The organism is Chitinophaga pinensis DSM 2588 (assembly GCF_000024005.1).
Classification (GTDB): domain Bacteria; phylum Bacteroidota; class Bacteroidia; order Chitinophagales; family Chitinophagaceae; genus Chitinophaga; species Chitinophaga pinensis.
This window is the reverse complement of record NC_013132.1, coordinates 7,285,011-7,297,966: the sequence shown is the minus strand read 5'-3', so window position 1 is coordinate 7,297,966 and position 12,956 is coordinate 7,285,011. Positions and strand designations below refer to the sequence as shown.

The 12,956-nt window shown below is 42.8% G+C and carries 16 protein-coding genes; 11 read left to right on the top strand and 5 right to left on the bottom strand.

The genetic code is table 11. From position 1 onward, the window contains the following. Window positions 1-24: 24 nt before the first annotated feature. From CPIN_RS28375 to CPIN_RS28365, 3 genes are read left to right on the top strand one after another with little or no spacing between them, the layout of a single operon-like run. Entirely contained in the window at window positions 25-690 is a 666-nt protein-coding gene (locus CPIN_RS28375; protein WP_012793324.1) for a DUF2306 domain-containing protein, read from the top strand. A gap of 1 nt (window position 691) precedes the next feature. Next, entirely contained in the window at window positions 692-1,729 is a 1,038-nt protein-coding gene (locus CPIN_RS28370) for a sensor histidine kinase (RefSeq protein ID WP_012793323.1), read from the top strand. Next, window positions 1,680-2,453 carry a LytR/AlgR family response regulator transcription factor gene (locus CPIN_RS28365; RefSeq protein ID WP_012793322.1) on the top strand — a complete coding sequence of 258 codons (774 nt, stop codon included), beginning with the start codon at window positions 1,680-1,682 and terminating at the stop codon, window positions 2,451-2,453. The genes CPIN_RS28370 and CPIN_RS28365 overlap by 50 nt, the downstream gene beginning before the upstream one ends. A gap of 133 nt (window positions 2,454-2,586) precedes the next feature. Here the strand turns inward: CPIN_RS28365 and CPIN_RS28360 are convergent, their stop codons facing one another. Continuing rightward, complete coding sequence (locus CPIN_RS28360; protein ID WP_012793321.1) at window positions 2,587-3,636, bottom strand: hypothetical protein; 1,050 nt, start codon at window positions 3,634-3,636, stop codon at window positions 2,587-2,589. Between the two features lie 156 nt (window positions 3,637-3,792). Here CPIN_RS28360 and CPIN_RS28355 point away from each other — a divergent pair, with 156 nt between their 5' ends. From CPIN_RS28355 to CPIN_RS28335, 5 genes are all read left to right on the top strand, one after another. After that, a complete protein-coding gene (locus CPIN_RS28355) occupies window positions 3,793-4,047 on the top strand; it encodes a hypothetical protein (protein WP_012793320.1) in 255 nt (84 codons plus the stop codon). A gap of 98 nt (window positions 4,048-4,145) precedes the next feature. Next, a complete protein-coding gene (locus tag CPIN_RS28350) occupies window positions 4,146-4,886 on the top strand; it encodes an SDR family oxidoreductase (protein ID WP_012793319.1) in 741 nt (246 codons plus the stop codon). Window positions 4,887-4,911: 25 nt separating this feature from the next. Beyond that, window positions 4,912-5,829, top strand: a complete 918-nt coding sequence (locus CPIN_RS28345; protein ID WP_012793318.1) for a helix-turn-helix domain-containing protein — start codon at window positions 4,912-4,914, stop codon at window positions 5,827-5,829. A gap of 204 nt (window positions 5,830-6,033) precedes the next feature. Beyond that, entirely contained in the window at window positions 6,034-6,681 is a 648-nt protein-coding gene (locus tag CPIN_RS28340) for an NAD-dependent epimerase/dehydratase family protein (RefSeq protein ID WP_012793317.1), read from the top strand. Window positions 6,682-6,690: 9 nt separating this feature from the next. Then, window positions 6,691-7,824, top strand: coding sequence for an MBL fold metallo-hydrolase (locus CPIN_RS28335; RefSeq protein ID WP_012793316.1), 1,134 nt, complete (start codon window positions 6,691-6,693; stop codon window positions 7,822-7,824). Between the two features lie 96 nt (window positions 7,825-7,920). Here the strand turns inward: CPIN_RS28335 and CPIN_RS37160 are convergent, their stop codons facing one another. Continuing rightward, the gene (locus CPIN_RS37160) at window positions 7,921-9,057 is read right to left on the bottom strand and encodes a TlpA disulfide reductase family protein (protein ID WP_012793315.1); all 1,137 of its coding nucleotides are present in this window, start codon (window positions 9,055-9,057) and stop codon (window positions 7,921-7,923) included. 459 nt (window positions 9,058-9,516) lie between these two features. Here CPIN_RS37160 and CPIN_RS28325 point away from each other — a divergent pair, with 459 nt between their 5' ends. Further along, the gene (locus CPIN_RS28325) at window positions 9,517-9,888 is read left to right on the top strand and encodes a hypothetical protein (protein ID WP_012793313.1); all 372 of its coding nucleotides are present in this window, start codon (window positions 9,517-9,519) and stop codon (window positions 9,886-9,888) included. Window positions 9,889-9,976: 88 nt separating this feature from the next. On the opposite strand, the gene CPIN_RS28320 is transcribed toward CPIN_RS28325, so the two are convergent. Genes CPIN_RS28320 through CPIN_RS28310 form a run of 3 tightly spaced genes read right to left on the bottom strand, consistent with a single transcriptional unit; the run spans window position 9,977 to window position 11,695 of the window. Beyond that, window positions 9,977-10,489, bottom strand: a complete 513-nt coding sequence (locus tag CPIN_RS28320) for a methylated-DNA--[protein]-cysteine S-methyltransferase (protein ID WP_012793312.1) — start codon at window positions 10,487-10,489, stop codon at window positions 9,977-9,979. A 52-nt stretch (window positions 10,490-10,541) separates the two neighbouring features. Beyond that, window positions 10,542-11,105, bottom strand: coding sequence for a hypothetical protein (locus CPIN_RS28315; RefSeq protein WP_012793311.1), 564 nt, complete (start codon window positions 11,103-11,105; stop codon window positions 10,542-10,544). A 29-nt stretch (window positions 11,106-11,134) separates the two neighbouring features. Next, entirely contained in the window at window positions 11,135-11,695 is a 561-nt protein-coding gene (locus tag CPIN_RS28310; protein WP_012793310.1) for a hypothetical protein, read from the bottom strand. Between the two features lie 277 nt (window positions 11,696-11,972). On the opposite strand from CPIN_RS28310, the gene CPIN_RS28305 reads away from it, so the two are divergent. After that, window positions 11,973-12,548: a hypothetical protein gene (locus tag CPIN_RS28305; protein ID WP_012793309.1), complete on the top strand. Its 576-nt coding sequence runs from the start codon at window positions 11,973-11,975 to the stop codon at window positions 12,546-12,548. A gap of 131 nt (window positions 12,549-12,679) precedes the next feature. Further along, window positions 12,680-12,952 carry a DUF4242 domain-containing protein gene (locus CPIN_RS28300; protein ID WP_012793308.1) on the top strand — a complete coding sequence of 91 codons (273 nt, stop codon included), beginning with the start codon at window positions 12,680-12,682 and terminating at the stop codon, window positions 12,950-12,952. Window positions 12,953-12,956: the final 4 nt, after the last annotated feature.

The window sequence follows — 12,956 nt, the reverse complement described above, 5'->3', positions numbered from 1 at the left end:
GCTTTGCTATCAAATCAATTGTATATGGAAATAGTACATCACCTTAACATCGGGATACATGTAATAGCGGGCATTCTTGCGCTGATCACGGGGATCGCTGCGGTGATTGTCAGTAAAAGGAGCCGCAGGCACCGGCAACTGGGAAGGTTTTTCATGTATCTGATGATTGTAGTCATCACTACCGGACTGGCAGGCGTATTAATGTTTAACCGCAATCACTTTTTGCTGGTGATCACGTTGCTGAGCGGTTATAATTGTTTTAGCGGTATCAGGGCGATCAGGCGTTTGGGACAGGCGCCGGTAATGCTGGATTATATCGTTCCTTTGATCGCATTGTCTTCCGGAGCGTATTACCTGTATTATGTACAACACGCCGGTTTATACTGGGCGCCGGTGATCATTTATTCAACCTTGGGGGCGTTGTTTATCGTATGCGTTTATGATCTTTGCAGGGGCCTGCTGACAGCCGGTATGCGGCGGCGTATGGTAATGTATGAGCATGTTTATAAGATGTTTGGCGCATTAAGTGCCTTGTTCTCTGCTTTTACAGGTACTGTATTGCCACAGTATAAGCCTTACAGTCAATTCCTGCCTTCCATGGTTGGTTTCATTGCTACAATTATTATCTTTATCCTGTTAGCCACCAGGCGGCTGTCTTTTCAGCAAAAAACTGCACTTCAGATCAATTAATATGCATCCGGCTATAAAGACTTTATTACTGTGTATCCTGATTGGCGCCACCTTTGGCACTTATCTGTACTTTACGTATGATCACCGCTTTATACGCATTGCTGTAAATGTTCTGTCCAGCGTCAATATCGGTTCACTGATGATGTTGCTGATCTATTACAGAGGGTATTTTATCAACCGTTTTACAAATGCCGCCCTTAAAGTGATTGTGATGATATTACTGCTGATACTGGTCGCATTGACCGGAACAGAGCTGACATTGATCATGCGGGCAGGCATCATGGGAGAAGCGTTTGTACCCTTCAGTGCAGGCAGTATCTATATTCTGAATATACTGGTGGTAATGGTTATTGCTATTCCTATCTATATCAGTGAAGAATGGAAGAGTATGGCGAATGCCCGGATGCTGCAGCAGCAATATCGTTTGTTGCAACTGGAGCAACAACAGACTGCTTTCGAACTGGAATTGCTGCGTGCGAAGATCAATCCGCATTTTCTGTATAATATGCACAATACGATCGCCGGACTTATCTCTCAGGATCCTGCGAAAGCAGAAGAACTGGTATTACTGCTGTCGAAGTTTTTCCGCTTCACTTTGAATAAGGATAGTGTTACCTGTCACCCGGTAAAAGATGAACTGGATATCATCAGCACCTATCTGCATATGCAGCAGATCCGGTATGGTAACAGGATGCGTTATACTATTCATGCGGCTCCGGATACGCTACATATGCAGATGCCTTCCTTTATACTGCAACCATTGGTAGAGAACGCAGTGAAACATGGGATAGAAACGATGGCAGCAGATGGCAATATTGATGTACAGTTATCGCTGAAAGATACACACCTGGTTATATGTATTGCTGACTCAGGACCGGCATTTCCGGATATCCCGGGAACCGGCATGGGATTGCAGATGGTTATGAATAAACTGAAGCTGTTGTACGGAGATAACTATACGATAGAACTTAACAATACACCAGAAAAATATGTCAGGATCATTATTCCAGGAAATAGTGACAACGTTGCTCGTGGATGATGAAGTCATCGCCATTCACCGTTTGAAAAAAGCACTTCAGGTTTATCCCCAGATAAAGATCGTCGGAGAAGCCATGGATGGTGCTGCTGCTGTAGAACTGATTAACAGGCTACGCCCGGAGCTGGTATTCCTGGATATTCGTATGCCTGGGTTTAATGGTTTCGAAGTCCTGGACCGGCTGACTTATATGCCCATGATTGTTTTTGTGACGGCTTATGAAGAATATGCTATACGGGCCTTCGAAAAAAACTCCCTGGATTATCTGTTGAAGCCTGTTGAAGAAGAACGACTGGAAATGACGATTAACAGGATCCGTCAGCGGCCCAAGCAGGAAACGGAATTATTGTCCAGGATAAAAATGCTGCTTGGAGAACAACAATCAGAACCACGTATCAGCACGATACCTGTAAGAAGTGGTGATAAGATTTTTCTGGTGCATGTACAGGATGTTGTATTACTGGAAGCGAGAGAAAAGTATGTTGTTGTACATACTGAAGGCGAGGAACAACTGATTGATTATTCACTGAGTTATCTTGAAGGAAGGTTGCCGGAGACGTTTGTACGGGTGCATCGTAGTTATATAGTTAATAAACTTAAAATACGGGAGATACAGAAATATTTTAAGGGCACTTTTATGCTGCTGATGAATGACAGGAAAGGCTCAAAGGTGAAGACAGCGGCTTCTTACAATGATACTATAAAGACTAAGTTATTATTACCATAGCTAATGGTTAGTCTATAGTCATATAATAGTTATCCTTCGCTAATGCTGCGTAAAAAAGGCAGCACTAGCGAAGGGTAACTATTATATGACTATATCTGAACTGTATTAGAGAAAGAAGATACTACTTAGTAAGTTACTGATTTTCCAGTCCTTCCTGTAAACTATTTTTCAGATCGGTAATATACTGAGCGACTGTCGCAGCAGTACCTGATTCCGGCGCCTGAACCGCACAATTACTCTTGATATAACTCTTTACATCCGCCAGTTGCCAGATGGCGCCGCCACTCATACCCGGATAATCTTTCCTGAAACGGATCATTTCTGTCTTAATATCAGCAGGTGATTTACTGTTGTGTACAGGACCGCAGTTACTGAATGCGCCTCTGCACAGAAAGATCGGGTATACCGGTAATTCTGTGTTCAGTTTCGTTTTCCAGTCGCCCGGCACATTATTTCTACCACCATCATAACACTGTAAATACACCGCATCTATCAACCCTGGTTTGGAACGGCAGATAACATCTTTCCAGTATTCGGTTTTACGGAAAGGACACAACGTCATGTGGATACCGAGTTGACCGACCATTTCGCCTAACTGTGCAATGGATTCACTGTTGTAAACGGATTCATCGTCTATACATACGGCGTCTACGCCGATGTCTTCTTTGAATATCTTACAGATGGTGTAAAGTGTACTGTTCACACCTATACCTGTTACGATACCAGGTACCTTTTTAGCGGCATCGTACCAGTCCTGGATGTAGTCATAGGTATTAGGAGGCTGATTAAACCATCTTCCCTCCAGCAGGATCTCTGTACGTGTTACGGTAGATGTTCCCTGTTTAAGGGATGCCACTCTTTTTAACCATTCTTTACTACCAACGAATTTGCCATCGTGAATAATCGGATTGGTGTGATCATCACCTGAGTACACATCGCCGTTGGAATGAATGTAGAAACTGGAGAGAATCACGGTTGTAAATCCGGAACTTTTTAGTTGTGTGTAAGTGGTATCATCACCCGGATAGATACCACGTCCGAACATGGTAAGATTAGTAGCGGCCGGTGAGGCCGCTTTCATACCGGATGTTGTTGTATCAGCAGCAATAGTTGCCTGGTGAGCGCTCAGGGGCATGAGGGAGCCGGACGCCAGCAGGCAGATAAACAGAAACAATGTCTTCATAGTATAGCCTTTGTATTGTTGCCGTAAAATAGTAAACTTGTTGTACAAGAGCAGAGGCCGTACTGTTAAGCATTGTTAAGGCTTTATGAGCGGTCTGAACGCTGTCTTAAATGGTCGGAAATTTATATATAAAGCTAACTTTAAAAACAGTCTTGTATGGACACAGCAAACAATCCTTATCAGCCTATTGACTGTAATTATTATGACCGTCTGGAAGCATGGGCTACGATGCGTACTATCTGCCAGATTATTTTCAGGGATGAAGAGGGAAAAGAGCAGGATGTAACAGCCCGTATAGAAGATGTGTATGCGCTGAATAAGGTGGAATATATGCGGATGGATAACGGATTGGTGATCCGCCTGGACAGTCTTTTATCTGTCAATAATATCCCTCTGCCGGATCACTGTTAAAACCGGTTCCGTGAATTGGGTTACAACATATACCGTTTAGGTTACAGTTTTCTGTGCATCCATGTTGAATTTTGTATCAGAAAATGAAATTCAATATCATGGAAAACAATGTAACAGGAAAAGTAGTGTTAATAACAGGTGCGAGTAGTGGCATTGGTGAGGCAACTGCCTTATTGCTGGCAGAGAAAGGAGCAAAGGTGGTACTTGGCGCCAGAAGGGAAGATAGATTACAGGCATTGGCGGCACGTATTATAGCAGCAGGCGGAGCCGTGATCTATGCCGTGACGGATGTAAAGAAACGAGCTGACCTCACAGCCCTGGTCAGTCTGGCACTTGCACATTTCGGCCGACTGGACGTACTGATAAATAATGCCGGTATCGCTTCCTTATCACCTATGGATCATGTCACAGTGGATGAATGGGATGAAATGATTGATGTGAACATCCGGGGTGTATTACATGGAATAGCGGCGGGACTGCCGGTTTTTCGTCAACAGAAAAGCGGGCATTTTATCAATGTCGCTTCTACAGCAGGACTGAAGATCATACCAAACATGGGCGTATATGCGGCTACTAAATCGGCGGTCAGGTTTATTTCAGAAGGACTGCGGCAGGAGGCAGGCCCTGATCTTAGAGTTACGGTGATTTCACCCGGATATACCCAGACTGAGTTAGGTAACGGTATGTCCAACCAGGAGCTGAGAGCACAGACTGCTGCAGGTATGGAAAAGATGGCCATTGCTCCGGGAGCCATCGCGGCAGGTATTTTGTATGCTATTGAACAGCCGGCAGCAGTCGATGTGAATGAACTCGTTATTCGCCCCACTGCACAGGCATAGTCTTTTCTTATTCAAACCAGACGCTATGAAGGCATCCGCTCCATCTATCCATCAATTTGATAGTATTTCCGCTTTAATGCGCTATCTGGGGCTACCGGCTCCCATGCATCCATTGGTGGTGCTGGTGCCGTCAGGGAATCTCCGTGTTCCTGCGGAAGATTCGGGAGATACGTTTATCCTCACTTTCTATAAAGTCTCTTTTAAGATTGATTTTAAAGGTCAGGTGAAATATGGACAGGGATACTATGACTTTGAGGAAGGAGGACTTGCCTTTATAGCGCCTCATCAGCGGACGATGGCGATGAATGACCCGCAGGAATATGAAGGATACACCTTCTTTTTTCATCCCGATCTTATCAGGAATTATCAACTCGGAAGAACGATCAGCCGTTATGGCTTCTTTTCCTATGCGGTGGCGGAGGCTCTGTTCCTTTCCGCAAAGGAAAAGAGGATCATAGACGGACTATTCGCAGTTATGCAGGAAGAATTGCAGAACAACATAGATCAGTTCAGTCAGGATGTGATGGTATCACATATTGAGTTATTACTTAACTACAGTAACCGTTTTTATAACAGGCAGTTCCTGACCAGGAAGGCAAAGTACAATGATCTGGTCGATCGTATGAATGCCTATTTATCGGAGCGTTTTGATGCAGAAAAGTCTTTATTGAGCGGATTGCCTACGGTTCAGGAGGTGGCAGATCACCTTGCTGTTTCTCCCCGTTTTCTGACCGATATGCTGAAATCCCTGACGGGGCAGAATACCCAGCAGCATATTCAGGACAGATTGATAGAAAAGGCGAAGGATATATTGAGTACAAGTGATCGTTCCGTAGCAGAAATTGCCTATCAGCTCGGATTTGAGCATCCTCAGTCTTTTAACCGGCTTTTTCGACGAAAAACCCAGGTTTCCCCGATTGCATTCAGACAATCCTTTCACTAAAAATGGACATTTTAACAAAGTAAAAAAGAACGTTTCAGCAAAGTAAAATGTCTTTTTTACAACGAATTTTGTATATGTCTGGAAGACCAGGCTGGAATTCTGTACGCATATCCCCTTATTTCACAATTTTTTGTGGAGATATAAAATATTCAAGGCGTTAGAACGTCCCTGGTAAAGAAAGCATTTTATAAAATTCGATACAATATGAAAGTTATCATCACAGGTGCGACTGGTTTTGTGGGAGAGGGCGTTTTGCTGGAATGTCTCCGCAATAATAATGTCAGTGCAGTATTAATGGTGAATCGAAAGCCTTCGGGCATACAACACCACAAGCTCAGGGAGTGTATTGTGACTGATTTTATGGATCTGAGTGCAGTAAAACCCCAGCTCATCGGATATGATGCCTGTTTTTACTGTGCGGGTATCAGTTCGGTAGGTCTGACAGAAGAAGTATACACCCATATCACCTATGATCTGACCATTAATTTTGCAAAGGTCATGCTGTCATTGAATCCTGATATGGTGTTCAATTTTGTATCTGGTAGTCATACGGATGCGTCTGAAAAGGGAAAGCTCATGTGGGCGCGTGTGAAGGGGAAAGCAGAGAATGCTTTGGGAAAGATGCCATTTAAGGCGCAATACAATTTCCGTCCCGGGTTTATGAAGCCGACGAAGGGACAGCAGAACGTAAAGACCTTTTATAAGATTATCGTACCGATATTCCCTTTATTGTTCCCTTCTCAATCCTGTACCCTCCGGGAAGTAGGACTATCCATGATCAATGCTACACTGAAAGGATCTGCAGTACGTACGCTGGAAATAAGTGACATCAAACGCCTGGCAGTAGCATAAAAGAACCGCATGAAAAGACTTAGGAAACTTATAAAGATCAGTGCTATTGTGCTGTTATTATTGATTGCCTTGTTGAGCATCGTTACGCTGATATACATGCGTTTACCACAATTCGGGAAAGCGCCGGAAGGACAACGGCTCACCCGTATTGAACGCGCTGCCAATTACCGGAACGGTCATTTTGAAAACCTGGAAGCAACGCCCACTTTTGCACCGGGGTACAGTTTTTCCGGCGAAATGAGGAAGGCATTATTTGCAACATATCCTGGTCGTTATCCCGAAAAGGACATTCCTGCCATCAAAACGGATCTGCAACAATTGCCGAAGGATACGGATGCCGTCATCTGGTTCGGACACTCGTCGTGTTATATACAGCTGGAAGGAAAGCGTATCCTGATTGATCCTATATTCAGTCAGCACGCTTCACCGGTACCGGGTACCGTGAAGCCTTTTAGTGGTACGGATATTTACTCGGCTGCTGATTTTCCTGAAATAGATTATCTGTTAATATCACACGACCACTACGATCACCTGGATTATGAAACAATACTTGCATTGAAGGATAAAACGAAGCAGGTGATCTGTGGTCTTGGAGTAGGCGCACATTTTGAGCGTTGGGGTTATCCGGCAGATAAGGTCATCGAACTGGCATGGTATGAATCAGCTCCGCAGGCGGCTGACGGCAGTGTGAAGATAACGGCTACACCTGCAAGGCATCAATCCGGCAGAGGATTCAGTCAGAACAATACTTTGTGGATGTCGTTTGTGATACAGACGGCACAGCGGAAGATATATGTCAGCGGAGACAGTGGGTATGGCAGGCATTTTAAAGAGATAGGAAAGGCGTATGGTCCGATGGACCTGGCTATCATCGAAAACGGACAGTATGATAGTGCCTGGCATTATGTGCATTGTTTACCAGGAGAGGTATTGCAAGCTGCACAGGACCTTGGCGCCGCCAGATTATTGCCGGTGCACTCTTCTAAATTTGTGTTGGCCAGACACAGATGGGATGAACCTTTAAAAGAGATTACCCGTCTGGATCAGAAAGTCGGTATTCCTTTAGTGACGCCGGAGATAGGTGAAGTTGTTTATCTGGATGATAAAGAGAAAGTATTCCGGCAATGGTGGAAGGATAAATAACAAAGGCCTCAGTTTATACTGAGGCCCTTTTTTTACAGTCGCAAAATTAAAGCAGCGTTTCCGTTTATTAACGTCCACTGTTGTATACATCAATCATTATTTCCCTAATAAACTTTTCAGCTTTTCTTCCAGCTGATTCCCTTTAAGATTTCTTGCGATGATCTTTCCGGATTCATCGATCAGCACGTTCTGTGGTACGGCTGAAACCTTATACAACTGCGCAATTTCATTCTTCATGTATTTCATATCAGAAACGTTGTAGCCGGTGAGCTTATCTTCAGTGATTGCTTTATTCCAGTAGTCTCTGCGTGCTTCAAGACCAACGTTGATCACTACCAGTTTTTTACTGTCCAGTGTTTTAACGATCTGTTTCAGTTCCTGGTTCTCAATCCTGGAAGCGGAGTTCCAGCTACCCCAGAAGTTCAGTAATACTGTTTTTCCTTTGAAAGAAGACAAAGAGATCTTATTACCGTCCTGGTCTTTCTGTGAGAAATCAGGTGCATCACTTCCTACAGCTGCCTGTTTGGAATCCGTTAATTTCTTCAGGAATTCCTTTCCTCTGATCGTCTTTTTCGTTTTATCGCTTAATACTTTATAGAGTGGTTCTACATCCTGATAGTCGATAAAAGCACCTGCATATTCTTCCAGAATATCGATAGAGATGTACATTTCCGGATTCTGCTGGATGAACTCTTTCATCTGTTTTTTTCTCTCTTCCATTGCAGCGCGGAAACGTTCCATGTAGTTTCTTTTCGCAGCAAGGCCAGCGGCACTTACGTCTGAAAACATGGTATTGGATGATTCAGTTGTCAAAGCATCGATCTTTGCATTGATGTCAGCCATGTGTTTCTGATAACCGGCATAATCATCCTGTGATTTACATCCGTTTGCCTCAAAATTTGCAATGTCTTCATCGGAGGTCAGCCACATGCTGGCGCCGGGTTCGACATATATGTGCGCAACGTTTTTATTACTGAAAAAATTTACTGGCTCACCGTTCTTACTTACCATCAGCAGCGCATTCACAGGGTAAGGTGTTTCTTGTACAAGTTTAAAAGTACCGTTCACTATATCTGCAGAATCATATACAATATCACCGTCTATTGAAAATCCTATATAAACCTTTGCCGGAGCTGGAAGTTTCCCGAGTTGACCTCTGATGTAGAATGTCGTTTGAGCGAACATTGGCATAGATATCAGACAAGCCACGAGAAACATCAAAATTCTGTTCATCTGTTATAACCTTTATAATGCTATATGAAATGTTGTAGATAATCAAAAAGACAAATGCGCATTATCAATTGAATTATTCGTTTCATATATGACAAGAATTAATACGTGATATGCGTACAAGTGTTAAAGAAATTTTTAAAGTATTTCTTTTTCGTAGGGTGGGTACCGGTATATGGGACAAGGGAAATTTGGTGGGTCATAAAAACATAACTGCTTTTGTGTCTGACGGTTAAAAGAGGGGAGTCCGGGAGAAACCAGGAAAAAATATCCAATGGGCATTTCCGCTGGCTCAAAGTAAAAAAGTATTGATAATCATAGCATATAAGACTATTTTAAGTGAATATAGGGTTGGGGGGAGATTTTTTTTATCCCCATAGACAATAAAAACTTTATTTATATATAATAAATTGTTAAATTGTTGAAGGAACAAGATTCGTTTTATCAATAAAGCCAAGGCCTATGAACAAGAGAGTACTCTATCTGTTATTTTTTGTCGTTGTTGTTGCTGTTTCTTCTATCTTCGGAAAAGGTGCAGATGCAAAGATTGCTAAAGCAACTTTTACTGAGATAGGATTCCAGAAAGATGCTAGTTACTATTACACGTTTTACATAAATCTTTCAAAAGAAGAAGTTACTTCACTCGCATATATCCAGGTGCAGAATAATGCTACCGGACAGTTATTGAAATTGGATAATTTTAAAGGAGATGTTGCTTACTGGAAGGGTTCTCAGTTTATGATTAAAGATACTGCTACTGTATCTTTCTTTGACGGAGACAAACTGGTAACAAAGAAACTGATAGGTGTGATTGAAGGTGGTATGAAGATGTAGTACTACTTGTTATACTAAAAGAGAAAATGTCCTGAAGACAGCTTTAGACAAGCGTTTTCAGGACATTTTAATTTAAGGTAAGTTGTTATTATAATTGAAGGGAAAGCTGTGACGCGCCTCCGTTCGTATCTTCCAACGACAATAGTGATGCTTTTGCAGGAAGTCCTCCGGCGAAGCCGGTCAGCGATCCGGATGCACCGATTACCCGGTGACAGGGCACAATAATCGAAATAGGATTTCTGCCATTGGCAGCGCCTACTGCACGTACTGCTTGGGGTTTACCTATCTGATGTGCGATCTGTGTATAGCTGCGTGTCTGACCATAAGGAATCGTCGATAAGGCATTCCATACCTTTTTCTGAAAGTCAGTGCCGATCGCCGCAAGCGTTATATCAAACTCATTCCGCTCGCCATTAAAGTATTCCTGTAACTGACGTTCTGTTTCGATCAGTACCGGATGCTGATCATTTCTTACATCTGCTTTCGGACGTACTCTGCCGGGATTATCATTCTCCCATAGAATAGCCGCCAGTCCTTCGTCACTGCCGATCAGCGTCAACCTGCCAACAGGCGTATTCATGTACTTATAAAAGTGCTGCATGACATCAAATTAGCAAATATTGCGCATCTTACCATTTTCTAACGCTGTGAAATTATTGTTTGCGGATGTTTTCAAGACTGACTTTCTTCAGTTTTTCGTAGTCCGCATCTTTTACACTTTTGTAGAATTTGTAGGTCTTTCCGTTCCATCTCCAGACGGGAAACTCCATGCCTGGTCCACCGATCAGCAGGTCCGGATATCCCTGACTGCTAGTCGATAGTACATCAGGTGCCATACCCGGGAATCCCAGATTTTCTACATACGCACCCGTTGTATTTTTGATAAAGAGCACAACGCTGGAACCGGCATTACCCGAAGTGAAAGTATTACCGAATACAACGAAGATCTCATCAGTACCATCTTTATTCATATCTGTGGCATATACGCTGGCCGCAAAAGGAAAATCTTTACTATCCTTATCCTGGATAAAAGGTTGCGTTTTATCGCCGGAGGGAAGAAATCCCAGTTTGGCAGCAATCTGGTTCTGCTCGTTCACCGTGAGTGTTGTTTTAATGGCTTTGAATAGCAGGCTAGCAACAGGAGAGAGTTTACCGCTTTGCTGACTGTACAAGGATTGTGCGATGAATAAAGGGATTATCAATAACAATTTTTTCATGATACTGTTCTTTATGTAATGCGCTATTGTTACTTTTTAGCAGTGGGGAAATGTCTGATTTTTTCGTCAAACAGTACTATTTTTCCGTTCACTATTTTTGCATCGTCTGTGATGGCGAGCGAATCTGCTTTTCCTTTTTTATCTACCCAGCTTTGTTTATACCATAGCGTAACCCATTCTTCTTTCTGGTTTTTTGAGATAACGGATTCCCAGTCATCCATCTCAATCTTTACACTTGCGAAGTCGGCTAAAGATTCTTCCAGCATGGCAGGAAGGCTATCATGTTTAACAACCTTTTCGAAATAGTCCAGTCCCAGTCTGACGCTATCTCCGAAATAAGACGCGCATTCTGACACATTTTTTGTTTCCCAGGCTTTCAGCATTTTCATCACAATCCATGCATTTTTCTTATTACCTGGTTGCCAGTCTTTGTATGCTTCTTTTAACTGAAAGGGATAATCTGGTGCTTCTTCAGTAGCTGAAAGCGTGGGTGTGCTGTTATCACCATGACTGCTTTCAGATTTGTCAGCATTGTTGTGACAGGCGACAGCAAATAAAATGCTGCAGAGCAGAAAAAGGAACGATTTCATGTTGTGGTATTTAAAAAGTGACAGGTTTGTTCTGGTGTAAATGTGATGTGTCCTGAAGGCTGACCGATAAAATTGGAGTCGTAGTATTATAGCCGATCAATAATCGTATTTTCCGACGCAGATATATTGAGAACTAATTGATTGTGAAGCTACTGAGTTTACGCGGGACAAGGAAAAATATTTGCAAAGCCCGCTTGGTGGTGGGAGATTAAATAATGTTCATGTGCTAAATCCGCAAAATTTGTTTAAGTTCAGCCTTGAATTTAAAAATATCATTATGCGTTTCAGACTCAGATATTGTTTTCTGCTGATGATCAGTCTTCCGGCATTGGCGCAGAAACCAAAGACAGGATTAAACTTTACCAGTAGCAAACAACAGCAGATTTCGGTATACAAAGGTACCATTATCGTGAATGGCAATAAGACATTTCATTTTGCGGAAGATAGTATCAACTATGCGAGCAAACGCAATCGTCTGGAGGAGGATAAAGGCAACGTATTCCTTTTCCTGGATGTGAAATCAGCTGCTCCGAAGAAGAACAGATTGTACATATTCAGTATTAACAATTCTGTGGCTGATTCGGTGATGACGACTGTCAGCTCGGATATCAAAGACTGGGATCATGACGGTCTGCTGGAGTTTGGTGGTAGTGAAGTGAGCGAAGCGTATCCTTCTGCGGATTCTGTATACTATGTTCCGGCTAAATTCTATGAGATCAATAAAGGAAAGATCGTATATGATGCCGAGTATACAGAGAAGATTGATAAAAAGGTAAACGGGACATTTATTGCTGATCCGATGGATAAGAATGGCAAATACAAGGCTATTCCGAAACCGAAAGGCCGTCCTTAATAATATTGCCTGATCAAAGACCAGAACCCTTCAGCAGATGTCTGCTGAAGGGTTTTTGTTTTACTGGAACAGAACTAAAATTATCCTGGATTGTTATCAATCTGATAGTTACACAAATTAAATCTACAACTATGCCGAAATACGTAATAGAACGTGAGTTACCGGGAGCCGGCCGGTTGACCACTGATGAACTGAAGGGTATATCACAGGCATCCTGTGGCGTGTTGAGTAATATGGGTCCGCAGATTCAATGGGTGCATAGCTACGTTACGGGCGATAAGATATACTGTGTTTATATAGCCCCGAACGCAGAGATGATCAGAGAGCACGCACAAAAGGGAGGCTTTCCTGCTAATGTCGTCAATGAGATAACCACCATTATCGACCCCACAACAGCAGAGTAAAGGT